The sequence below is a fragment of the Peribacillus huizhouensis genome (assembly GCF_014138605.1).
Classification (GTDB): Bacteria; Bacillota; Bacilli; order Bacillales; family DSM-1321; genus Peribacillus; species Peribacillus huizhouensis.
On the sequence record NZ_JACJHX010000001.1, the window covers coordinates 417,673 to 441,712 of the forward strand.

Sequence of the window (24,040 nt, forward strand, 5' to 3'; positions counted from 1 at the left end):
CTTATTGAGCTAATTCTTTATTCCAACGATCAATCCATTGTTTTGAGTTTTTATTCACATATTTCATATCAAGGATATTCAAGCTATTAATAACATCTTCACCATACGTTAGTCCTTTAGCATCTTCTTCTGATAATTGAACTTTCGTATTAACTGGTGAATCGATTTTTGCTTTTGCTGATTTTTCTTGAACTTCTTTACTTAAAAGATAATTAATAAATTCTTCTGATAGTTCTTTTTGATCGCTATCTTTGACAATATTCACTGTATTCATGACCGCATATCCGCCTTCTTTAGGTGAAACAAATTTAGCATTTGGAACAGCTTCTTGTAATTGCGCAAAGTACATTTCCATGATTGGTCCACCTGCGATTTCACCTTGTGCAAACATGTTTACGAATTCAGAAGTTTGGCCATATTCCTTAAGAACATTTGGCATAAGCTCTTTTAATTTTGTAAAAGCAGCATCTTCATTAAACTCTGTATTTCCACTTACTTTAGAAGCAGCATCTAAAAACATCGGTCCTGTCGTCGATGTAATTCCAGGAATCGTTATTACTCCACCTATATCTTTATTCCATAAATCAGCCCATGAAGTAATTGGTTTCTTTACCTCGTCAGGATTATACGCAATGCCGAATTGAGCGATTGTGTAAGCTGGTCCATAATCTTTACCTAATGGAGCTTTTGCCATCTCATAGATATTTTCAACATTTGGAATGACGCTATGATCAAGTTTCTCGAACAATCCGTCTTGAATGCCTTGCTCAGCATAATAGTCAGATAGATAAATGACATCGACATCCGAATTTCCTTGGCGGATTTTGTTTAAACGATCCGCATTATTCCCAGTGTCCAAAACAATTTCAACATTATGTTCTTTCTCAAATGGTTTATACACTTCTTCTCGAAAGAAATCTTCCGAAAATCCCCAAGTAGAAATAACTAATTTTTCTTTTTTCGAAGATGAATCTGATGAGGAACAAGCACTTAATGTTAAAGCTAATGCAGATACTAAAGTTAGATTTTTGATAATTTTCTTCAAAATAAAAACTCCCATCATTTTGATATTTTTTAAAGCAAGAAAAAAGGCAATCTTAAATAGAATAATGTTATTCTACCCAAGATTGCCTTTTCTTCGTAAACAAAGAAATAAATAATCATTTGGTTTATTATTTTGGCCTTTCTCCCAGATAAATCCGGTTGAAAATCCTATATTATCATGTTTCTCGTAAAACAATATTTGTAAAAGACTTTTGGGTGGCTGCATCATAATCTCTTAAAACAGCTTCAATATCCCATTTCGTTCTTTCTTCTAATTTCTGCCTTAATTTCTTCTTATAGAGAAGAGATAAATGAAAGTCGACTTCTTGCTTTAGGCTAGGTACTTCCCCTTCCAGCACAATCGATCGTGGTGCTCTACGATGTTTAGCCTGCAATGTAAGCACATTCGCTTCAATTGATACCTTCATGGAAAGCGTACCAATGCCGAATAATTCCTTTGAAACTTCATTATAAGCATGGGAAAGTAATTTCTTTGTTTCGTTATTGTTGCTTGGGAAAATATTTATCACCCCTGCAGTTCTTCGTTAATGATGATTATACATACTATTAATCCTATTTTCAATATAATGTTCGTATTATTTATCATTTTTTTTTAATCCACACTATTTTTTTATATATACCCAGTCAAATACGAATAAACAGCCATTTTTTTCAAAATTCTGGATTGGCAAATCCATTCATTATCAAAAAAATCCATTCTATATATTATTTAAATATAACTAATATAATTACTATTTAACTAGTTATCCCCTTTCATACTATCCGCCCTTAGCGCTAAGCCAATAAAGTAGCACAGTAAAATTTCCTCATTTTTACATATAATTAGGAATATTATGTAAATTGACTTATTTTTGCATTATAATAGAAGCAAGGAGGTATTTTAAAGGGAATTATAAAAAAAGAGCAGTTTCCTTTCACTTAAAGGTAGTTCATTTCAGGCTACGAATAGAAGAGGAGTATGATGGCAAATGCAAAAGGATAATAAAAACCTTGTCATTCTCTCGTCGTCCATTGTCTTGTTAGTCGTATTGAACTTTCCTTCATCCGCTGTTTACTCAAATGATTTCATAACTTCCGAACCGATCGAATCCGCCTTAGAACTGGCCAGCCACTCAGATATCGAACAAGCAAAAGCTCTAGTCGCAAAAGCTTTGACTATGAATGAAAATGCGACTTATACACTCAATCATGAACAAGCCTCATTACTTGGCTATACTGAGGATCAAGTCAACCAATTAACTGAAGTATTCGAATCATTTACACCGGAAGAAGTTGCCTATATAAACGAACAAATCTCAGCTAAACCAGTTGATATACCGCTCATCCCTATTGACTTAAGTGAACTAATAGCCATATTGACCGCCTTAGGATTAGCAGGAATTGCCCAACAATTTATACTTGAATTATACAAAAATGGCCTCACACAAGCATGTAAAAGATTTTCGAGACGAAACAAATATATTAAAAATTTTTGCAAAAACAATAAATATCCAACGTCCATGTAAAAAAACGAAAGCACCACTAACAACATATGACTAACTAAGAAGGTTGCTTACGCAAAAAATTGACCAAACAAAAAAGAGGGTGTCCCCAAAAGGGTCTGACCTCGCACTACACAGGATATAGTAGTGGCGGGGTCTGACCCTTTTGTTATGGGACTGCCCTTACTCATTCTTCAGAATTCCTTTACCATCTGTGAGCCTTTGCATTAGTTCTTAAGATAAAGGTGTTTTGTGTCATTTCGGTATGTCCATTAACTTGAGATTTCGTACGCTTAGGTCTTGTCCAATTATGGTGAAACTGTTTTGAATGGGCATCAAGATGCTCTTTATAACTCATTCTGAATCACCTCATCATTAGTATAGGTTGTTCTGAAGATGCGTGATATTACGAGAATATCCTTTAAAGTATTTGTCACTTCTCTTGAAATCATACAATGTTCTTCCTATTTATCTTTGAATCCTTCTGTCACTTTTGTTTTGACTTCTTCAATGCAACGCATCTTTGTATCCCAGCATTCTTGACTTAAATCAACTGGATATTTTTCTGGATGCAGAGAACGCTTATACTCAGACCATAATTCATCTAAATTTCGCGCCAACTTTTTTTGAATAGCTTGTAGTTCCGGAAGTTCATATACCACTTTCCCATTCACCATGACCGGAATTTGCAGTTCTCTTGCTTCGAAACTCGTTATAAATTTACTAATGTATGTGTGAACCGGATCAAACATCTTTAGGCGTTCCTCTGCTCCTGGATTTTCATCATCCATTGCGATGTATTCCCCTTCTGCTTTTCCATTCATTGTATTGATGATTCGATATACTCTTTTTAAGCCTGGTGTTGTGACTTTCTCAGGGTTTGCAGATATTTTTATTGTATTTGTTAACTCTCCTGATTCGTTTTCAATTGCGACAAGTTTATATACTGCACCTAAAGCTGGTTGTTCGTATGCCGTGATTAATTTAGTTCCAATTCCCCACGTATCAATCCTTGCACCCTGTGCTTTTAAGTTCATAATTGTATATTCGTCTAAATCGCTAGATGCTGTTATTTTCGCCTCAGTGAATCCAGCATCATCCAACATTCTTCTCGCTTCCTTCGACAAATAAGCGAGATCGCCACTATCTAGACGAATCCCCTTAAAGTTTATTTTGTCTCCAAGTTCCTTAGCTACTCGTATCGCATTTGGTACACCAGATTTAAGTGTATCGTACGTATCAACAAGAAAAACACAGTCTTTATGACTCTGTGCATATTTATGAAAGGCGATATATTCATCTTTATAAGCTTGAACCATCGCATGTGCATGAGTGCCAGCTACTGGAATTCCAAATTTTTTACCTGCTCTTACATTACTCGTTGCATCAAAACCACCAATGAAGGCGGCACGTGTTCCCCAGAGGGCGGCATCCATTTCTTGGGCTCTGCGGGAACCGAACTCCAAAGCCTGTTCATCACCGATCACTTGCTTAATTCTTGATGCCTTTGTCGCAATCAACGTTTGGTAATTAACGATGTTTAGCAATGCGGTTTCCACGAGCTGTGCTTCAGCTAAAGGAGCTTCTATGCGGATGAACGGTTCATTACCAAAAACTAATTCTCCCTCTTCCATCGACTTTACTGTGCCAGTAAATTTCAAGCTTTCTAAATAGGATAGGAACTCTTCTGGATAGCCCATTTCATGACGTAAGTACTCGATATCACTCGATGTAAATGCAAAGTTTTGTAAATAAGAAAGAGCCTTTTCCAATCCAGCAAATACAGCATAGCCATTTCCAAATGGCAATTTCCGAAAAAATAATTCAAACACTGATCTTCGATTATGAATCTGATCCTGCCAATACGTTTGAATCATATTAATCTGATATAAATCAGTATGTAACGCTAAACCATCATCATTATAGTGTTTTTTCATTTTATCTTTCCTCCAGCTTTTTAGTTCCTTCCCCTATTGTGGTCCACTTCTTACATATTCAATACAAGAATATCGATGTCCTTTTATATCTAGTTACATTTAGTTTTTGTTTCTAGAAGTTCATGTCCGAATAAAGAAGCTTCTCCATCAATTTAATGCTTCATAAATCTTGCTGATAACACTGCCATACGTACTTATGTTATACATATCCCCATAAAACCAATTTGAGTCAAAAAGATGATCAATAACAGGCGAATGCTTCTTGTTAGTTAAAAGAGCAATTGCCAGATTATTTTCCCGATCAATGACGGTTATTGTACCTGTCCATCCAGTATGACCTATTACCTTATCACTTGCGTACTCACCAAACATCCAATTCATACTTTCATCTCCATTAATCCTCCACCCAAGACCAAATGTCGGATTCCGTTCTGAAGGAGTTGTAAATATGTCAATCGTTTCTTTATCGAACAACTTTGTATCTCCATATCCCCCATTATTCAGCATAACTTGAAGCAGTATTGCAAGATCGTGCGTATTACTAAACAGTCCTGCATGTCCCGAAACTCCATCCATTGAATAATAGGCATTTTCATCATGTACTTCTCCTTGCAGGGTGTGCGTTCTCATATTAGGAAACGTTCGAAGGCCATCGCGAGTATTGCCGATTAGCTCGGTCGCTGCAAAATCATTTTCTTTGAAGCCTTTTTTTAACGGCGTAAAAACTGTATGTTTTAATCCAAGTGGCTTATATATCGTGTTTTCCACATATCGGTCTAGTTTTTGACCAGTCACTCTTTCTATAATAAATCCTAGGAGCATATAATCGATGTCACTATATATTTGAGATGTACCAGGGATAGATTGTAAAGGTGTTTTACTTATCTTATCTAACATCTCTTTACGGTCTTGTGTGTATAATTCCCCTGCCTGGTCAGGATTATAGTAATGAACGCTTGAAGGGAAACCTGCAATATGATGAAGTAGATCGACAATACGAAGTGTGCTCTTTTCTTTAATCACATCATTCGGCAAATCCTTAAACTCAGGGATATAATACTGAATAGGATCGTTTAGATTGATTTTCCCCTCGCTGACTAGTTTTTGAAGAGCATAATTAACCGCGTACATCTTCGTATTAGAGGCCAAGTCAAACATCGTATCCTCTTTCATTTTTTGTGGTCGTTTAAGAAAAGTAAGACCGTTGTATTTCTTTGCGTATCCATATGACGTGTTTCTCACTATTTTTCCATTTTTAATGATTATAAGTGCTGCTCCAGGGAAGCCCTTCCTAATTTCATTTTCGATATATGAATCAACTTCAGACAATTTTTTCGTAGAAAATCCGACATCTTCAGGTATTTTTATTGTAGAAAGTGTGGGATATTTACTTTTCTGAGGCTGATTATCTTCAGTCTGTTTTCTAACATCGAGGTTTTCCTTATGAATGGTTGATGAAATAACTGGTGTACTTCTTAACGCAAATAGAAGAACCAATAGGACAAGTACTTTTTTAAACATGTTATATATCATATTCTTCATCCCCACTTCCACATTCAAAATGACTAATTTAACATCTTAGCTTCGAGAGATATTGTTGTAACATCCAATTCATACCCTTAAATTAATACAGAACAAACTATAAAGTGAATCTTCAATCAGTGGGGATTCTTCATCTGCGTGACCCACATCCTGTGAAAGTCCGACGATCATAAGAATGAATAAGGAGTGGCGAAGTTTGCCACAGAGTATTACAACTTATGACCTTAAGTAAGGCTAAGAGTCGCAACTAGATCATGCAGATACCCCCACTTAAACTTCCTCGATTCCTCTAAGCCTTGAGATGGGGATGACTTTCCGTTAATGCGGGATAAATAAATTTGGTCTTTTGGATCTATATCAAAATAGCCTGCGTTTTACGAATCATTTTTATTTATCCTTTTATAAAAAAAGGCTCTTTTCGTAAAGATTGTTGTTTTTAGCAAGAAACCAATTCGAACAGATGTTGATCTTCGTTACAGGTGCGAGACTCCTGCGGAAAAGCGTGTGGATGGAGACCCCGCAATTGCAAAGCACTGAGGAGGCTTCTGAGACCGCCTCTACAACGGAAATCACCCCGGGTTATTAGTGTAAAAATGATTGAAAAGCAACAAAGTTTGTGATAACAGCCTAAAAAAAAAAGCAGTTGCCCCGAAAGTTTCTAACCTCACACTCCATACATCGGTTATTGTGTCATTTACACGTACCAACGATATAGTAATTGTGTGGGTTATTCCTTTTGGGCAACCGCCTTGGTATGATTAATTCTTCAGTAATCGTAAACTATTTAATATTACTAAAATTGTACTTCCTTCGTGACCAATAACGCCAAACGGGAGATCAAGAAACTGCAAGAAGTTAGATGCAATTAATATCATAATAACTGTAATAGAGAAAATCACATTTTGCTTAATGATTCGGTTCATTTTTTTCGATAATTTGACCGCTTCAGCAATCCTCGGAAGATCATTTTTCATCAGAACAACATCCGCTGTTTCTAATGCGACATCTGTTCCTTCACCCATTGCGATTCCGACTGATGCCGTGGCAAGCGCTGGCGCATCATTAATTCCATCACCGACCATCGCAACTGTACCAAATTGTTCTTTCAGCCGTTTTACTTCATCCACTTTCGTTTCAGGAAGACAATCGGCAATATAGGCATCCACATGACTTTCCGATGCAATTGCATTTGCTGTTTTCTCGCCGTCTCCAGTAAGCATAATCGTATAAATGCCTTCTTGTTTAAGTGCTTCGATCGCAGTAATTGTTTCTGATCGAACAACATCTTTCAATGTTATAATTCCTGCGATTCCTTTATTATCTTTTGCAAAAACGATGGTTTTACCTTGTTTGGCAAAATCTAATGCAATGCCATTTTGGAATTGTTCCACTTCTTCACGACCAACAAATTCCGCTTTACCTACTTTCCATTGCACACCATCAAGATATGCTTGCACACCATATCCTGAGATATCTTCCATGTTCTCTGGCTTCAATAATTCTGTAGAGTACTTGTTTTTTGTATAGCGAACAATGGCCGATGCTAACGGGTGATTAGAGTAATTTTCAATCGACGCTACATATTGTAAAAAATCGGCTTCATTTACATCTTTACGAAGTACGAGATCGGTTACTTCAGGCTTTCCTTTTGTCAAAGTACCTGTTTTATCAAGAGCAATCGCTTGTAAGTTACCTAAGTTCTCTAAATGAACACCGCCTTTAAACAGGATTCCATGACGAGCACCGTTTGAAATTGCCGATAATGTTGCTGGCATGATCGATGCTACTAGTGCACATGGGGAAGCAACTACTAATAAAATCATCGCTCGATAAAATGTCTCCGTCCAACTCCATCCCAGCAGGAAATGAGGAGCAAACATCATCAATGCAACAACAGACAAAACTACTTTCACATACGTGCCTTCAAATCGCTCAATAAATAACTGAGAAGGTGATTTTTCACTTTGTGCTGATTGTACAAGTGTAATGATTTTTTGAAAAAGTGTTTCACTACTTGGCTTTGTAATCTCAACAGTTATCGTCCCGCGAAGATTAACCGTCCCTGCAAAAACCTCATCATTTACTGTTTTACTGACAGGAAAGGATTCACCCGTGATTGCAGCTTCATCCAAATTCGTCTTTCCATCATTAATTTTTCCATCAGATGGTACCCTTTCACCTGGCTTAATTAAGATTAGATCACCGACACGAAGCTGTGATACAGCTACTTTCGTTTCAATTCCGTCTGTAATTCTCAATGCTTCTTCTGGCTGTAAATCCATGAGTGCGGAAATTTCTTTATGGCTTTTATTCATCGTATAAGTTTCCAATGCACCACTTAATGCAAAGATAAAAATTAAGATAGCCCCTTCCGTCCAATAGCCAATGATTGCCGAACCAATTGCAGCAAGGATCATTAACATTTCTACATTCAATTCTTTATCGGCAATGGTATCTTCAATGCCTTCCTTTGCCTTCGCATATCCTCCAATAACAAATGCCGCTAAATAAGTAACGACTGAAGCAGTTGACATGCCAACAGACGAAAAAATCCATCCTAATAATATAAGAACCCCGCTAAATAAAGCAGCAATTAATTCGATATGTGGTAGTACTTTTTCATACCATGATGTTTGATATTGTGCAGGTTTTTGTAAGTGCTTCGTTTCAGCAAGCATCTTTTTTCCTCCTTTAAATGTCATAATTCTCAATGATACCAATTCTCATTTACACGCTAATCAATTGAGAAAGATAATCAGCATCATTTGACTTATAATTATTCAAAATTGTTATTTTTTCTTCATAAACAGTAAAATTACGTATTTTTTCGTGAAAATCATTAGGATTATTTATATATTATCATAGCCATTCAAAAAAATAAATAATAATAATTCTAATTTAAGATAAATTATAAAAAATCTTATTAAAAGACTGTTTTCGTATGCTTTGTTGTTTTTATTTTATATTTAGACTACTATCCTTGATTGATTTCTGTTACAATTACTCGCTTTCCGCAGGCGGTTTCAGGAGCCTCGTTTCTCAAATTTGTTACTTGCTAAAAAATACAAACTTTATGAAAAGAACCTATAAAAAAGAGGTTGTCCCAAAAGGATCAGATCCTTTTGGAACAACCTCCAGCCTTATTCTTTTACATAGGCGATGATGCCTTCGTTATCATCTAGTACAAGTTCAATACCTGCATATGGATCACGATTAAGCATATGATCAAGCCAAAGTCTTAACGCTTCAATAATATTTAGCATGATTAAGATTTGCTGCCTACCATTCACATAAACTTCTGCAGAAAATCCATAATCATCGTCATACATTAATTCCACTTCTACTTCCACCGGTCTAACTTGTTTCTTATCCGCGATATAAATGCAAATAGCATTAATAATATCTTGTTCAGAAATTTTTAGCCTCTCCATGGATTAGAGTTTTCTTTCTTTTTATTTTTAAAGAAGGTATAGATGCGTCGGATAATTGAGATGAGAATGATAATAGCAATCAAGTTCACTATAAAACCTAATACCGCACCAAGCCCTCCCATGTTAGCAAATAAGCTTCCAAATAAGAGGCCGGCCATTCCACCATAAAGAATCCCTTTCATTAATCCTCCTTTAGCCACAGGATTAGCCTTCGTATTTGTATTTGATTTTGTAGTGTCAGATTTCTTGTTGCTCTGGATGTTGGAATTCTTGTTGGTTGTACCCTGATTCGTATTGAACGATCTTTTTCCAGATTTATATGACTTAGCGCTTACAGTATCATCTTGTCCCAGAAGAAACTGGCCTCCCACTGGAGCAAAAATCAGAGTGAGTGTCAAAATTGCAGTTATTACTTTCTTTAACATATATGGTCCTCCATTCAAAATTGGTATGAAGAGGTTTCACTCCTCAATTTTCTATACAATACTATATACGATTAAAATAATAAAAGGTTTCACTTTATTGAAATAGTAATTCAAACTATTTAATTGGAATATTAATAGTTTCATGTTTAAAAATCTAATAATGCGGATAAATTAATAGGAGACAAGGATATCCCTGTCTCCTATTTTTATATTCTATTAAAAACGATGTACTCGTCCGTTGAAATGGTTTGCCCAATACCCACTTGACATATTTGCAATTGCAACACCCGTTGAACTTTGAGAACCGATAAATTTACCGCCGCCAACATAAATTCCGACATGTCCATTTTTCTTATAAGTATCAAAGAATACCATATCACCAGGTTGCATATCACTTGCAGGTACGCGAGTTCCATGATTTAACAATGTATCTGTGTTCCCAACCGAACCAAGGTTGATTCCACCTTGAGCATATGCCCAGTAAACAAATGCAGAACAGTCAAATCTGCCATTGTTAATATCAGATTGCGATCTACCACCGCCAAATACATAAACAGAGTTACCGATATATTTATTACCAGCAGTAATTGCCGCACTAAGGTTTCGGCTTGGTGGAATGCTCACACTTTCTTTTGGTTCATCATCTTTGACAGTATCTTTACTAGGATTCTTTGTCGCTGAATTATTTGAAGTAGTTTTTGTTGCAGTTGTTTTTGTTGCAGTTGATTCTGAGCTATAATTTTTCTTAGTTGATTCTTTCGGTACATATTTAGTTGCTTCACGAGCTGCTTTTTCTGCTGCTTCTTCGGCACGTTTGTTCGCAGCTGCAATTTCCGCTTGACGATTTAGTTCTGCAGTAATATCGCTTTGGATTTTTACTACTTGTGCTGCTAAGTTTGCATCACGTTCTTTTAAGTCAGCAACTAGGGATGCTGTTTCTTGTTCTTTTCCTTTCAAACTTGCACTAAGTTGTAAGCTCTGAGACTTTTGCTCTTCAATTTGAGCAAGCATACCTTCTAGCTCTAATTTCATAGAAGTAAGGTCAGCTAGTTTTGTTTCAACTGCCGTTCTCTTTTCTTCCAACTCTTTCTTATCCGCTTCGTGCTGCTTTAAAATATCTTGGTCAGCTTCTACCATTGTAGCAACTGCGCCTACACGATCAATGAAGTTACCGAAGCTAGTAGCACCAAGTAACACTTCGATATAACTTGCATTCCCGCCGCTCTCTTGATAAGAAACTGCACGTTCTTTCAATACCTCATTGCGCTGTTCGATGCGTACTTGAAGAGCAACAATATCTTCTTTAAGCTTGTTGATTTCTGCATTTGTTTCGTTAATTTGAACCTTTGTTTCGTCAATTTTCGCGTTATTGTCTTTAATCGCTTGTTCAATACGCAAAATTTGCTCTGTAATTTTAGCCTGTTCTATTTGAAGTGTTTTTATCTTTGTAAGTGCTGAATTTATTTCAGATTGAACACCACTACGTTGTCCTTGAATAACTTGTTGTTGATTTTGCAAGTCACTAATTGATTCCGCTTTAACAGCTGGTACAGCAACGATGCTTCCCAAACCAAGCATTGCAGTAGTACTTAATACAAGTAATTTCTTTCTCAAAATCATTTTTCCCTGCTTTCTTCTCTAGCCAAATTCGCCAATTAATCTTTCTTTCTATGATTATGGAGAATATATATGAAACTAGAAATCTATGTATTATTTTTTCACTAAAAGTTATTTTTATAAAAGCTAAATATAGTGTTTTCGTCTTTTTTACCTATAGTGAGTATAGCATCATAATTTGACAGTATGGTAATAAAATCATTACATTTATATTTCAATTGTTACAAAAAACCTCATTTTTTGCGTTTTTTCAAAAATATTGTAGTTTTTTTGGGAAATACTGCTATTGTAAGTGACTTAAAGATTGATTAACAAAACTATTTACCTAGTACCATTCACATAAAAGTTTAGGAGACTTTGATTCGATGAGGTATTTCTTTTCTCGCTAATGTGGAAGAATTAAATAAACGGCTGTTTTCGTATACTTTATTGCTTATAAAATATTTTTACACTACTATCAACATCTACTCGAATTTGTTATTTGCTAAAAACAACACCCCTTACAAAAAGAGCCAAATAAAAAAGCTAGCATCCTGTTTTCAGGATTACCAGCTTAAAATTTGTGCGTGGTATTTTGCAGGGTTTTTTGTAATTAAGGATTAGAAGTCTCTTAATTAGATCACCTGTTAATCGTTTGGAAATCTCACTCCAATTTGTTTACGTGCCTCATCCATAATCTCCATCACGTGTAAGGAAGTATCCCATGCGTTCAAAGTTGATTCGTTTTCCCTAGATTGAATCAACTGAATAAATTCAGCAACTTCGTAATACATCGGTTCCATTTCTTGTTGGATACTGACATCTTCGATAGAACCGTCCCGATAGCGAATTTCAATCTTCTCAGGGCTTGAGATATGCTGGATCACCATCGTAGCATCTTCCCCATGAATTTCTGAAGGAAGAGTAGTATCGGTAATTTTGGAATACATGACGTTTGCCTGCATCCCATCATAATCTAGTAAAATACTACCTTGTGCGTCAGTTCCTGTGCCCAGTATATATCCTTGAGCCTTGATTGTATTAGGTTTTCCAAATAACGCTACAAGCGGATAGATTGTATATACACCTAGATCCATCAAGGCACCTGTTGAAAATTCAGGGTTAAATGCGTTCAAGACTGTTCCATTTTTATAAGCATCATATCGCGATGAATACTGGCAATAATTCGCAAAAAATGTGCGAATCTTTCCAAGCTTGTCCAAATTATCTTGAATCACTTGGAAGTTAGGCATGACTGTCGACTTCATCGCTTCCATTAATACGACATTATTAGATTTCGCCGACTCTATCATCGCTTTTACTTCCTTAGCATTTGCTGCAAGTGGTTTTTCACACAGAACATGCTTGCCATGTTTCATAAACAGGATGGACTGCTCTGAATGGTATGAGTTTGGGGTTGCAATATAAACTGCATCAATCTCCTCACTTGCTGCCATTTCATTTAAATCCGTAAACGTTAAATCTGCATCGTATTTAGCGGCAAATTCACGTGCACGATCTTCCGTACGTGAAAATACAGCCTTTAACACAAAATCGTCATGTTTACCTGCAGCTTCTAACAATCGTTCGGTAATCCAGTTTGTACCAACAATTCCAAATCTAATCATATTCCCACTCCTTTAATTTCATATGCTTCACTCTACTTTATAGTACCTTCAAACTGCTAATGAAGCTATTTATTAAGATAAATCGTAAGAAAAACATTACAGCAAATGTAATTTAGAATGTTTCTCCTATCAACATAATGGAAAATAATATAGTGTAACTCGCGACTTTTCAACCGATTCAATATTCTTAAAAAATCAAAGGAGTGAAATGATAATGGAAAAGATTTTGCACAATCAAGTAGCCGTTATTACAGGCGGTAGCTCTGGAATCGGCAAAGGGGCAGCCTTAAGATTAGCAGAACAAGGTGCAAAAATTGCTCTGCTTGACCGAACGTATGAAAATGCTCTTCAAGCAAAAAAAGAGATAGAATCAAAAGGCAACGAGGTGATCATTGTCAAAACAGATGTATCTCAACCTGAACAAGTGGAACTTGCATTCAAAGAGGTGTTGGATAATTGGGGGAAAATTAATATTGTTTTTGCGAATGCAGGCATTAATGGTGTGAAGGCACCAATCGAAAATATTACTCCAGAAGATTGGGATGAAACAATTCAGACGAATTTGCGTGGAACATTCTTGACGGTGAAATACGCTATTCCTTATCTTAAAGAAAATGGCGGTAGCATAATTATTACAAGCTCAATTAATGGGAATCGGACATTCAAAAATTTTGGCTTCTCAGTATATAGTACAACAAAAGCCGGACAAGTAGCGTTCGGAAAAATGGCGGCACTAGAGCTTGCACAATATAAAATTCGAGTTAACATAATCTGCCCTGGTGCCATTGACACGAACATCGATGACAATACGTATCCGGATGAGAAAAACTTGAAAAATATCATAATTCCTATCGAGTATCCAGAAGGGGCTCAACCCTTAGAACAAAAATCAGGGACTCCAGAACAAGTTGGCGAACTAGTTCTTTTCTTGGCATCTGATCTATCTTCACATATTACCGGAACAGAGATTTATATTGACGGCGCAGAATCATTATTGTAATCGCCGAAATTACGACTTCACGATAATTATTGATTCCTATTAAGCCTGTTTATAATAGATAGATTTTAACAGGCTTTGTTTTGTTATTTCGAAAATAAACCTTTAATGCCAAATAGTACATTCTGCGGTCTCTCAGCCATTCTCCGCATAAAGTAAGCAAACCAGTCATCGCCAAACGGAATATAAACACGCATTGTGTATCCTTCCTGCGCCAAACTCAATTGCATATCTTTTCTGAATCCAAAAAGCATTTGAAATTCAAATTGATCTTTCGGGATATTATTTTCATTGGTAAATTGTTTTACTTTCGCAATAATCTCGTGATCATGAGAAGCAATTGCCGTATAACTTCCACTTAATAAATGGGTTTTAATAATCTGCAAATAATTAGCATCTATTTCCCCTTTATTTTGGAAAGCTACTTCAGGAGATTCTTTATAAGCTCCTTTTACAAGCCTAAGATTGACACTTTTTAAATCCATTACATCCTTATTAGCACGATGTAAATAAGCTTGGATTACGGTTCCAACATTATCGTATAGTTCACGAAGTTCCTTCAAAATATCCAATGTCATTTGGCAATGCGTATAATCTTCCATGTCGATTCGAACAAAATTATTGGTTGCCTTAGCAGTATCCAAAATTCGTTTCATATTTTGGACACAAAATTCTCGATCAATCTCCAACCCCAACTGTGTCAGTTTTACGGATAAATGGCTATTCACTCCAGTGGCACAGATAGCTTCCAATGTTTTCACATTATTCTCTGTTGCATGAATAGCCTCTTGTCTATCTGAAACAAATTCACCTAAATGATCAAGAGTACATACCAAACCTTTTTCATTTAGTTCTTGAACTTTTTTAATGGCACTCTCAATTGTTACACCTGCGACTACTTGAGATGCACCGAACCTGAGCCCCCATTTCTTCGCCGCCTTGTTTAAGGATACATTTCGAGAAACCCCTAAGAAGAAATTTTTCGAAAAATTAGCCAGCATATCGCCCCTCCTTGAATCATTATGTTACTGAGAAGTTCTAGATGGGTAACAAATTTGCCCCGGTGCCACCCATTTGCTTTATAGACGATTTTTTCCCGCATTAACGGACAGTAATTTCTCCATTCTACGATTTTATGTAGATATATTTGCGCAATTTGATTAGAGAAAACTGGCCGTACATGCCCGATTAGTTCAACTAACCGTTAGCGAAAAGCTCATCGCTAACGGAAGTTTCACTTTATCCCGCATTAACGGACAGTAACTTCTCCATTCTACGATTTTATGTAGATATATTTGCGCAATTTGATTAGAGAAAACTGGCCGTACATGCCAGATTGGTTCAACTAACCGTTAGCGAAAAACCCGTCACTAACGGATGTTTCACTTTATAACATTTCGCTCATTGTTTTTGCTTGCATATGCAAAATCAAATAATCTGGACCTCCAGCCTTTGAATCTGTCCCTGACATGTTGAAACCGCCAAATGGCTGATATCCAACAATAGCACCGGTACAAACTCGATTAAAATACAGATTTCCAACATGAAATTCTTTTTTGGCTCTTTGGATATGGTGACGGTCATTAGAGATCAATGCACCTGTTAAACCATAATCTGTATTATTCGCAATCTCCATCATATGATCGAAATCACGCGCTTTGCAAAAACCAACTACAGGCCCGAAGATTTCTTCCTGCATTAAACGTGATTTTTCATCTAAATCAGAAAAAATGGTAGGTTGAATAAAGTATCCCTTTGAATCGTCTCCTTCACCGCCAACTCTTAGCTTCCCTTCTTGCTTACCAATTTCGATATATTTCATAACTTTATTATATGAAGCTTGGTCAATAACTGGCCCCATATAATGACTCAATTTTTCTGGATTGCCCACTGTTATTCCTTGTGTTAATGCCACTGCTTTTTCTAACACTTCATCATATACATCTTGATGAACGACTGCCCGTGAGCCTGCTGAACATTTTTGTCCAGAGTAACCGAATGCAGATTTGACAATGGAATCAGCTGCAAGATCTAAATCTGCATCACGATCTACTACAACTGTGTCTTTCCCGCCCATTTCAGCGATTACACGTTTCAACCAAATTTGCCCGGGTTGAACCTTTGCTGCACGCTCATAAATCCGACAACCTATTTCACGAGAGCCAGTAAAGCTTACGAAGCGTGTCTTTGGATGATCAATTAAATAATCGCCAATTTCACTTCCGTTTCCAGGTATATAATTAATGACACCAGCTGGCAAACCAGCCTCTTCGAGCACTTCTACAAATTTCGCGGCAATCACAGGCGTTGTATTCGCTGGTTTTAATAAAATTGTATTTCCAGAAACAATTGCAGCGGCTGCCGTTCCAGCCATGATGGCTAATGGGAAATTAAATGGTGAAATAATCACACCGACGCCTAAAGGAATATAGGTATATTGATTGATTTCTCCCGTTCGGCTCTGTACTTCTTTGCCGCTGCAAAGTTCAATCATTTGCCGTGCATAATATTCGAGGAAATCAATTGCTTCTGAAGTATCTCCATCCGCCTCACTCCAAGGTTTTCCTGCTTCTTTTACGAGATAGCTAGAAAATTCATGCTTGCGACGGCGAATAATCGCGGCTGCACGAAATAATATGGTAGCACGTTCGCTTGGATTTTGATTGCTCCATGATTTAAAAGAGGAGAGCGCAGTCTGCATAGCTTTTTCAGCCAGTGCTTGATTTGCTTTTGAAACAGTACCAATTACTTCATCGATAACCGCAGGATTATATGAGATAATTTGTTCTTCTGTCTTAATCCTTTCCCCCCCAATAATTACCGGGTATTCCTTTCCTAGTTCTGTTTGGACAAATGCTAATGCTTGTTCAAAATCTTTCTTATTTTTTTCAATCGAGAAATCTGTAAATGGTTCATGCTTATAATTGGCTGACACAGCTAATTCCCTCCTTGTATTATCAATCTTCTATATTCTCTTTTTCGTTCCACACTAACTTCGTCATGTCAGGAAAATCAGCACTAATCATTCATTTGATTACTTTCCCTACTAATATATGTACGATGGACTGGCTATAAAAATGTATAAAATATAGATATGATCCAAATACAATTCATTCAGTCGTTTAACTTTGAAAACAAGGATTGATTAAATTAGTACATGGAACCTTTATAAATGAACAAATAGAAAGAGCATGTTTCGAAAATGATTAATCAAAACATGCTCTTATTATCATCAAAGATCATTCTATGAAGTGAAACTTCAATCAGTAGGGGTTTCTCCCCCCTACTGATTGTTTGTTGAACCAATCGGGCTTTTACTGACAGTAACCCCACCTATGCTTCTTCGTCCTCTAATTCTTGAGGTGGGTTTTTACTGCCCGTTAATGCGGGAAAAAATGGCCTCGATATTGTACTACAAATCTTTTTCCATAATAACGTAGGATTTACCTCCTTTTATAAAATTGGAGTTGGTAACTTGTAATCCAAATTTTTTATAAAAATCCACCTTATTCTTTCTAGCATTACACCAGATTCTCTTTAACCCACGGTACTTTGCTTCCGTTATGACAAAGTCTAACAATGCACTTCCGTATCCCTTACCTTGTTCTTGTTGAAGAGTTGCAAATTTTCGAAATTGACCTTCTTCATTATTTATAAAAAGTGAGATGACAGAAATTAATATATTTTCTTTAAAAAGACCAAAATGGATACCTAAATCATCATCTTCTAATTTTATAAAGTCAAAGGACCTATCCGGCCACATGACTTTATGCCTCAATTTCCATGCTTTTTCCTTATCTATTTTTGTAATCTCAATTTTCACGATAACCTCCTAGTTATTATGAATTGCTCCACTTATGGCAGAAACCTGCCCTTTAACTTAAGCATAAAAAAAGAGGATATTAGCTCATCTATTGAACTAATTATCCTCTAATAACCATCAATTAACAATATTCCTATAATTCAATAAAAATATTTTTACATTTCTAAATCTGTGAATGCGTAAGGTAATAATTCCCTTAAGGTCAATTCTAATATATCTTTCTTCTCGTTAGTTAAATAAACTGGCATTTCAGGTAAACAGAATTCTGCTAAAACTTGTCTGCAAATGCTACAAGGCGGAAGAAAATCTACCGTATCACCTGCGACAGCTATAGCCTGGAAATCACCTTTTTTATAACCTTTGGCTATTGCCGTAAAAATGGCCGTTCTCTCGGCACAATTAGTTGCACCTAATGAAACATTTTCCACGTTCACTCCATTAATGACAGTACCATCTTTTAGTAATAATGCTACTCCAACTGGGAATTTGGAATAAGGTACATATGCTACTGCTTTCATCTTACGTGCACTTTCCATTAATAGCTCTTTATTCATATTATCCATCCTCTTTCAAATAAGAATGAACTTTTCACAGTTCCCTTAACGCCAACTTTTAGTTGGCAGGACTTTTAATATTATATTTTTGCAAAATGTTTGTCAACATCAAAATATGTAGAATTTTATACTCTAAACAATGATTAGTAATTTACTCTTTTTCAATTGACTCTATTAAACTTGCCTTTCGATTAATCTGCTTTTTTGTGGTGTAACTTCTATACCACTTAACAGTTCCTTCATCCAACTTCAGTTTACATTTTCTTTTCACTTTTCATTATAAACAGATCCAAAAGGGCGAAACATCGCTACTTTATTTCATTCCTACTACTCGGATAACTTGTTATCTCTTAAAAAAGCGATCAGAGACAAGTTAAGTGGAGAATAATATGTGAAAAAAAAGGGCCAAACCTCGTCACTATTACATAGTCATTCGAGGCTTGATCCTTCATATATTATCCCAACTGAATAGCTGGTCCAAAAAATTCAAAATGGATTTGTTCTTCTGCTAATCCACGATCCTTCAATAACCCTAACATCGCTTGTAAAAACGGAACTGGTCCGCAAATATAATAATTGGCTTTATCGTCCACTTCAAGACGGTTTAACATTTCAGCGTCAACATAGCCCGCTTTTTCAAAATACTCTTCGTTCATATCTTCTTCACTTGGATCAGAATAAGCGAAAGATAAGCGGTAGTCGATAATAGACTCTTTTATTGCTTTTAATTCTTCCTTAAATGCTTGTGCTGTTCCATTTTGTGAAGCATGGACAAATGTTACATTTCGCTCAGGCTGTTTATCACTAATCGCATGTACCATACTCATAAAAGGTGTGATTCCAACACCTGCGCTTAAGAAAACAACTGGTGTATTTTGTTCAAGATTAAGGGTGAATTCTCCAGCTGGTGCTGTAAGTTCAATTAGATCGCCAACATTCATGTGGTCATGCAAGAAGTTTGATGTTCTTCCTTCTGGAGTGTTTGGCATAGACTCTCTTTTGACAGAAATTCGATAGCTATCTTTTCCAGGTGCGGCAGATAAGCTGTATTGACGATTCACTAAATATTCTTCTCCAGCAATTTTGATTCGAATGGTCACATACTGTCCTGGTTGAAACTCCGGCAGAACTTTACCATCACTAGCTTTCAAATAAAATGAAGTAATAACCGAACTTTCTTTCACTTTATCAACAATAATAAAATCTTTAAAATCAAGCCAACCACCTTCTTGGTTTGTCGCGTTTTCATACATTTCTTTTTCTATGTCGATAAAGACTTGAGCAATCACGCCATATGCTTCTCCCCACGCTTGTAAGATTTCGTCAGTTGCAGCATCGCCTAATACTTCTTTAATTGCTGCTAATAAGTATTTTCCTACAATTGGATAATGTTCAGGCTTTACAGTTAAGCTGCGATGTTTGTGAGCTATTTGTTTTACAACCGGGATAATCGCTCCTAGATTGTCAATATGTTTGGCTGCTGCAAGCACGGTGTTCGCTAATGCGGTTTGTTGGCGACCTTTCTTTTGATTCGTTTGATTAAAAATATTTAGTAATTGTGGATAATCTTCAAATAAATGTTTATAAAAAATTGTCGTAATCTCGACACCTTTCATTTCTAATGCAGGGATAGTTGCTTTTACGATATCTTTTGTCTGTTGAGTTAACATATTTTGTGCCCCTCTCAAAACTAATATTATAAATACATCTTTATAATAAATTGTGAACCTTTCTAAAGCAATACTTTAAATACTTCTTTTCACATCCAAAGTTCAAATGTTTATTAATTTGTCACAATTATGCTAAGATGTAAACATCATATTTTAGTGAGGGATTACCAAGATGCGATTAACCAGTTATTCTGACTATTCGTTACGGGTATTATTATATTTGGCAATAAACAAACCGGATCAACTAGTTACCATTAAAGAAATTTCGGAAGCTTATTCGATTTCCAGTAACCATTTAATGAAAATTATTTATAATCTCGGGAAAATGGGGTATATCGAAACCGTACGAGGACGGAATGGGGGCATTCGGCTCGACAAAAACCCCGAAGAAATTAATATCGGGACACTTGTACGAAAAACAGAGGAAGATTTTTATCTCGTAGAATGTTTTAATGGTGAGGGAAATAACTGTGTAATCTCACCTGTTTGTTCACTTAAACACATGCTTAATGAAGCCCTGCAAGCATTCTTTTCTGTGCTTGATCAGTATACTCTTTCAGACATGGTCATGAATAAGCTAGTCCTTAGAGAATACTTTGATCAGGCAATAAATCATAAAGATTAATGTAATCGAATCCTCTAAAGCAACAACTCTTATGTTTCAAAAGAGAAGTGTTGCTTTTTTTCGTATGAAGGTTTGGGGCGGGGCTTCGTGACTTACTAATACAACCAGACTATTTATCGGGTATACTCAATTAATCGAGAAAGCATCCAAATCCTGGCTCCGCACCGCCACTATTGTATTTAGCGGAGTGTAGCGTGCAATAGGATTTATCCTTCATGGTAAATGGGTGGTGTTTTAACGCTATAGGTGTTTTGTATGACGTGTAAAACCGAAAATTTACTATTATTTATCCGTTTTACTCTACGAAATATTGCATTGCAAACCACCTCAATCTTCAATATATTTATGTTAAGATAAAAAATACCACATAATCTATCAAACACTTATCTTTTTAATAGAAGATAACCGCCGAGTAAACCATTGAAATGAGGTGAATACCATGAAGCCGATTTTATTAGGTATTTTTGCAGCATTCTTTTTTGCCTTTACTTTTGTCCTAAATCATGCGATGGAATTGTCTGGTGGGAGCTGGATTTGGAGTGCATCGCTACGCTACATCTTTATGGTTCCCTTTCTCCTAATCATAGTGATCTCTAGAAAAAATCTTCGACCACTTCTTAAGGCAATGAAAGAACAGCCTAAAACATGGCTGTTGTGGAGCTTTGTCGGCTTTGGATTATTTTATGCGCCACTATGCTTTGCTTCTGCCTATTCTCCAGGCTGGTTAATCGCAGCAACCTGGCAAATTACCATCATTTCCGGAATGCTGCTTGGCCCCCTATTCTTAGAAACGCTTCAAACAAAGAATGGAATTGTACAAACACGGGGAAAAATCCCTTTAAAAGGGTTGATGCTTTCATTCATTATTTTACTAGGAATCATTCTTATTCAACTGGAACAAGCGAGTACAATTTCTACACCGACACTTATTCTAGGTATCATTCCGGTATTAGTTGCGTCATTTGCCTATCCGCTCGGAAACCGAAAAATGATGGATGTCTGTCAAAATCGTCTCGATGCCTATCAGCGAGTTTTAGGTATGACGTTAGCCAGTCTCCCATTTTGGCTACTACTTTCTATTTACGGATTAATAACTGTCGGAGTTCCTAGCAAAGCACAGACCACTCAATCTGTCTTAGTTGCCGTTACATCTGGAGTAATCGCAACCGTACTCTTTTTTCAAGCAACCGATTTAGTTAGAGGCAATATGCAGAAGTTAGCAGCTGTTGAAGCAACACAATCAATGGAGGTACTTTTCACACTTCTTGGAGAAGTAATTTTCTTATCCATTGCACTACCTTCCAACTTGTCTTGGATTGGTATTATTATAGTCGTAGTTGGTATGGTCCTTCATAGCTTTGCTTCCCATTCTAAAAAAGACACAAAGCCAGTCAATATTAACGATAGCATGATTCATTAATATATATTATATTGGCTTTTCATTTCCATTCAGAAAAGAACCCCTTACTAGAATGACAAGTTTCAATTCTAGTTAAGGGCCCTGAATTTTATACTTTAGTTTTAGAGCAGACGATCATAGATGCTTTTTGTGAAAATTATTTAAACGCTATTGCAGCATGAACTGCCTTTTTCCAGCCTTCGTATAATTCTTCCCTTTTTTTATGATCCATTGATGGCTCAAATGCTTGATCTATCCCCCACTGTCTAGCAATTTCATCTTGGTTTTCCCAATACCCAACTGCTAAACCAGCCAAATATGCAGCTCCGAGTGCGGTTGTTTCATTAATGATAGATCGTTCAACCGGAACATTTAACAAGTCGCTTTGAAACTCCATGAGGAAGTTATTTTTCACAACACCGCCATCGACGCGCAGTGTCTTTAATTCAATGCCTGAATCTTCTTTCATCGCTTCAAGGACATCCTTCGTTTGATAGGCCAATGATTCTAAAGTAGCTCTTATAAAATGCTCCTTTCGAGTTCCTCGGGTAATCCCAAATGCAGCTCCACGTACATCACTGTCCCAATAGGGTGTTCCTAAACCGACAAATGCTGGGACTATATATACTCCATCTGTACTATCTACTCGTTTTGCATAGCACTCACTGTCCTGAGCATTTTTTAACATTCTCATACCATCCCGTAACCATTGAATGGCAGACCCTGCTACAAATATACTGCCTTCTAGGGCATAGTTGATTTTTCCATCTAGTCCCCATGCAATAGTTGTAAGGAGCCCGTTTTCTGATCGAACCGCCTTTTCTCCCGTATTCATCAACATAAAACATCCAGTTCCATAAGTGTTCTTCGCCATTCCCTTGTCAAAACAAGCCTGACCGAATAAAGCTGCCTGCTGATCTCCTGCCACACCTGAAATCGGAATTTCCTTACCGAAGAAATGATGATCCAATGTATTGGCATACACTTCAGACGAAGACTTCACTTCCGGAAGCATAGATTTAGGAACCGTTAAAATTTCAAGAAGTTCATCATCCCACTGCAAATCATATATATTGAACAATAAAGTACGTGAAGCATTCGTATAATCTGTCACATGGGCCTTACCACCAGACAATTTCCAAATCAGCCATGTGTCGATTGTTCCAAATAACAGATTTCCTGCTACCGCTTTCTCTCTTGCTCCCTCAACATGATCGAGTATCCACTTTACTTTCGTGCCGGAGAAATAAGCATCAATTAATAAACCTGTTTTTTCTCTAATTAAATCGTCATGTCCCAATACTTTTAATTCATCGCAAATATCGCTTGTTTGGCGTGACTGCCACACAATTGCATGGTAGATAGGCTTTCCTGTTTCTTTATCCCATACTACAGTTGTTTCTCTTTGGTTCGTAATCCCAATCCCAGCTATTTGCTCTGGTTTTACGCCGGATTCAGATAAAACACTCGCAATGACCGCAAGAACGGATCCCCAAATTTCATTCGCATCATGTTCAACCCAACCTGGTTTCGGGAAATATTGTTTAAATTCCTGTTGTGCAATATGAATGATCTCCCCTTTTTTATTAAATATCATCGCTCTTGAACTTGTTGTACCTTGGTCTATAGATAAAATAAACTTATCCATGTACGATCGCCCCCTTTATTTCTCCCTACAACTTCTTTAAATTGATCCTATAATTATCTTTTTTCAAAAAAGCATTTGTTCATTCTAATCATACCCAGCATACAATAATCATAGATCAAAAAATTCTAAAATTTCACTTTCACTGCTAACTTTTTGAAAAACAACAACTAATATCCTACTAATCGTTGCAAACACCTTAAAAATACTTTACATTGTCTA

20 protein-coding genes are annotated in these 24,040 nt (G+C 36.5%); 4 read left to right on the forward strand and 16 right to left on the reverse strand.

Annotation, left to right across the window (positions count from 1 at the left end; all coding sequences use genetic code 11):
• Position 1: 1 nt before the first annotated feature.
• Entirely contained in the window at positions 2-1,045 is a 1,044-nt protein-coding gene (locus tag HNP81_RS01915) for an ABC transporter substrate-binding protein (RefSeq protein ID WP_246399207.1), read from the reverse strand.
• A gap of 175 nt (positions 1,046-1,220) precedes the next feature.
• Positions 1,221-1,565 (reverse strand): hypothetical protein, encoded by a 345-nt coding sequence (locus HNP81_RS01920; RefSeq protein ID WP_034302217.1) that lies wholly within the window; start codon positions 1,563-1,565, stop codon positions 1,221-1,223.
• 468 nt (positions 1,566-2,033) lie between these two features.
• Between HNP81_RS01920 and HNP81_RS01925 the strand changes: the two genes are divergently transcribed.
• The gene (locus HNP81_RS01925; RefSeq protein WP_182501374.1) at positions 2,034-2,570 is read left to right on the forward strand and encodes a hypothetical protein; all 537 of its coding nucleotides are present in this window, start codon (positions 2,034-2,036) and stop codon (positions 2,568-2,570) included.
• 181 nt (positions 2,571-2,751) lie between these two features.
• Here the strand turns inward: HNP81_RS01925 and HNP81_RS01930 are convergent, their stop codons facing one another.
• The 8 genes from HNP81_RS01930 to HNP81_RS01965 form a co-directional block, all read right to left on the reverse strand.
• Positions 2,752-2,904 carry a YpzG family protein gene (locus HNP81_RS01930; protein ID WP_084552446.1) on the reverse strand — a complete coding sequence of 51 codons (153 nt, stop codon included), beginning with the start codon at positions 2,902-2,904 and terminating at the stop codon, positions 2,752-2,754.
• A gap of 106 nt (positions 2,905-3,010) precedes the next feature.
• Positions 3,011-4,483 carry a nicotinate phosphoribosyltransferase gene (locus HNP81_RS01935; protein WP_182501375.1) on the reverse strand — a complete coding sequence of 491 codons (1,473 nt, stop codon included), beginning with the start codon at positions 4,481-4,483 and terminating at the stop codon, positions 3,011-3,013.
• Between the two features lie 147 nt (positions 4,484-4,630).
• Positions 4,631-6,016 (reverse strand): penicillin binding protein PBP4B, encoded by a 1,386-nt coding sequence (pbp4b, locus tag HNP81_RS01940; protein ID WP_246399209.1) that lies wholly within the window; start codon positions 6,014-6,016, stop codon positions 4,631-4,633.
• Between the two features lie 767 nt (positions 6,017-6,783).
• The gene (locus HNP81_RS01945; protein WP_182501376.1) at positions 6,784-8,703 is read right to left on the reverse strand and encodes a heavy metal translocating P-type ATPase; all 1,920 of its coding nucleotides are present in this window, start codon (positions 8,701-8,703) and stop codon (positions 6,784-6,786) included.
• Between the two features lie 462 nt (positions 8,704-9,165).
• Positions 9,166-9,456: a YxcD family protein gene (locus HNP81_RS01950; RefSeq protein ID WP_028393089.1), complete on the reverse strand. Its 291-nt coding sequence runs from the start codon at positions 9,454-9,456 to the stop codon at positions 9,166-9,168.
• Complete coding sequence (locus HNP81_RS01955; RefSeq protein ID WP_182501377.1) at positions 9,444-9,881, reverse strand: hypothetical protein; 438 nt, start codon at positions 9,879-9,881, stop codon at positions 9,444-9,446. The genes HNP81_RS01950 and HNP81_RS01955 overlap by 13 nt, the downstream gene beginning before the upstream one ends.
• A gap of 216 nt (positions 9,882-10,097) precedes the next feature.
• Positions 10,098-11,501, reverse strand: a complete 1,404-nt coding sequence (locus HNP81_RS01960) for a C40 family peptidase (RefSeq protein WP_182501378.1) — start codon at positions 11,499-11,501, stop codon at positions 10,098-10,100.
• A gap of 623 nt (positions 11,502-12,124) precedes the next feature.
• Positions 12,125-13,105 (reverse strand): Gfo/Idh/MocA family protein, encoded by a 981-nt coding sequence (locus tag HNP81_RS01965; RefSeq protein WP_182501379.1) that lies wholly within the window; start codon positions 13,103-13,105, stop codon positions 12,125-12,127.
• Positions 13,106-13,319: 214 nt separating this feature from the next.
• Between HNP81_RS01965 and HNP81_RS01970 the strand changes: the two genes are divergently transcribed.
• The gene (locus tag HNP81_RS01970) at positions 13,320-14,105 is read left to right on the forward strand and encodes an SDR family oxidoreductase (RefSeq protein ID WP_220478463.1); all 786 of its coding nucleotides are present in this window, start codon (positions 13,320-13,322) and stop codon (positions 14,103-14,105) included.
• An 83-nt stretch (positions 14,106-14,188) separates the two neighbouring features.
• On the opposite strand, the gene HNP81_RS01975 is transcribed toward HNP81_RS01970, so the two are convergent.
• The 5 genes from HNP81_RS01975 to hmpA all read right to left on the reverse strand — a co-directional run bounded on the left by HNP81_RS01975 (position 14,189) and on the right by hmpA (position 20,149).
• The gene (locus HNP81_RS01975) at positions 14,189-15,103 is read right to left on the reverse strand and encodes a proline dehydrogenase family protein (protein ID WP_182501380.1); all 915 of its coding nucleotides are present in this window, start codon (positions 15,101-15,103) and stop codon (positions 14,189-14,191) included.
• 386 nt (positions 15,104-15,489) lie between these two features.
• On the reverse strand, positions 15,490-17,037 hold the full coding sequence (gene pruA, locus HNP81_RS01980; RefSeq protein WP_182501381.1) for an L-glutamate gamma-semialdehyde dehydrogenase: 1,548 nt from the start codon (positions 17,035-17,037) through the stop codon (positions 15,490-15,492).
• Positions 17,038-17,514: 477 nt separating this feature from the next.
• On the reverse strand, positions 17,515-17,919 hold the full coding sequence (locus tag HNP81_RS01985; RefSeq protein WP_182501547.1) for a GNAT family N-acetyltransferase: 405 nt from the start codon (positions 17,917-17,919) through the stop codon (positions 17,515-17,517).
• Between the two features lie 161 nt (positions 17,920-18,080).
• Positions 18,081-18,479: a cytidine deaminase gene (locus tag HNP81_RS01990; protein ID WP_034302089.1), complete on the reverse strand. Its 399-nt coding sequence runs from the start codon at positions 18,477-18,479 to the stop codon at positions 18,081-18,083.
• A 455-nt stretch (positions 18,480-18,934) separates the two neighbouring features.
• On the reverse strand, positions 18,935-20,149 hold the full coding sequence (gene hmpA / locus HNP81_RS01995; protein WP_182501382.1) for an NO-inducible flavohemoprotein: 1,215 nt from the start codon (positions 20,147-20,149) through the stop codon (positions 18,935-18,937).
• Between the two features lie 172 nt (positions 20,150-20,321).
• On the opposite strand from hmpA, the gene HNP81_RS02000 reads away from it, so the two are divergent.
• Both HNP81_RS02000 and HNP81_RS02005 read left to right on the forward strand, forming a co-directional pair.
• Positions 20,322-20,774 (forward strand): RrF2 family transcriptional regulator, encoded by a 453-nt coding sequence (locus HNP81_RS02000; RefSeq protein WP_182501383.1) that lies wholly within the window; start codon positions 20,322-20,324, stop codon positions 20,772-20,774.
• A 439-nt stretch (positions 20,775-21,213) separates the two neighbouring features.
• Entirely contained in the window at positions 21,214-22,194 is a 981-nt protein-coding gene (locus HNP81_RS02005; protein ID WP_182501384.1) for a DMT family transporter, read from the forward strand.
• 136 nt (positions 22,195-22,330) lie between these two features.
• Here the strand turns inward: HNP81_RS02005 and glpK are convergent, their stop codons facing one another.
• A complete protein-coding gene (glpK, locus tag HNP81_RS02010; RefSeq protein WP_182501385.1) occupies positions 22,331-23,821 on the reverse strand; it encodes a glycerol kinase GlpK in 1,491 nt (496 codons plus the stop codon).
• Positions 23,822-24,040 lie beyond the last annotated feature (219 nt).

What these genes read in the sequence shown, in the direction of transcription:
- HNP81_RS01950 (WP_028393089.1), bottom strand. Translation starts at nt 9,456, where the DNA reads ATGGAGAGGCTAAAAATTTCTGAACAAGATATTATTAATGCTATTTGC.
- HNP81_RS01925 (WP_182501374.1), top strand. Translation starts at nt 2,034, where the DNA reads ATGCAAAAGGATAATAAAAACCTTGTCATTCTCTCGTCGTCCATTGTC.
- HNP81_RS02000 (WP_182501383.1), top strand. Translation starts at nt 20,322, where the DNA reads ATGCGATTAACCAGTTATTCTGACTATTCGTTACGGGTATTATTATAT.
- HNP81_RS01975 (WP_182501380.1), bottom strand. Translation starts at nt 15,103, where the DNA reads ATGCTGGCTAATTTTTCGAAAAATTTCTTCTTAGGGGTTTCTCGAAAT.
- HNP81_RS01960 (WP_182501378.1), bottom strand. Translation starts at nt 11,501, where the DNA reads ATGATTTTGAGAAAGAAATTACTTGTATTAAGTACTACTGCAATGCTT.
- HNP81_RS01930 (WP_084552446.1), bottom strand. Translation starts at nt 2,904, where the DNA reads ATGAGTTATAAAGAGCATCTTGATGCCCATTCAAAACAGTTTCACCAT.
- hmpA (WP_182501382.1), bottom strand. Translation starts at nt 20,149, where the DNA reads ATGTTAACTCAACAGACAAAAGATATCGTAAAAGCAACTATCCCTGCA.
- HNP81_RS01945 (WP_182501376.1), bottom strand. Translation starts at nt 8,703, where the DNA reads ATGCTTGCTGAAACGAAGCACTTACAAAAACCTGCACAATATCAAACA.
- HNP81_RS01965 (WP_182501379.1), bottom strand. Translation starts at nt 13,105, where the DNA reads ATGATTAGATTTGGAATTGTTGGTACAAACTGGATTACCGAACGATTG.
- HNP81_RS01970 (WP_220478463.1), top strand. Translation starts at nt 13,320, where the DNA reads ATGGAAAAGATTTTGCACAATCAAGTAGCCGTTATTACAGGCGGTAGC.
- glpK (WP_182501385.1), bottom strand. Translation starts at nt 23,821, where the DNA reads ATGGATAAGTTTATTTTATCTATAGACCAAGGTACAACAAGTTCAAGA.
- HNP81_RS02005 (WP_182501384.1), top strand. Translation starts at nt 21,214, where the DNA reads ATGAAGCCGATTTTATTAGGTATTTTTGCAGCATTCTTTTTTGCCTTT.
- HNP81_RS01990 (WP_034302089.1), bottom strand. Translation starts at nt 18,479, where the DNA reads ATGAATAAAGAGCTATTAATGGAAAGTGCACGTAAGATGAAAGCAGTA.
- HNP81_RS01955 (WP_182501377.1), bottom strand. Translation starts at nt 9,881, where the DNA reads ATGTTAAAGAAAGTAATAACTGCAATTTTGACACTCACTCTGATTTTT.
- pbp4b (WP_246399209.1), bottom strand. Translation starts at nt 6,016, where the DNA reads ATGATATATAACATGTTTAAAAAAGTACTTGTCCTATTGGTTCTTCTA.
- HNP81_RS01935 (WP_182501375.1), bottom strand. Translation starts at nt 4,483, where the DNA reads ATGAAAAAACACTATAATGATGATGGTTTAGCGTTACATACTGATTTA.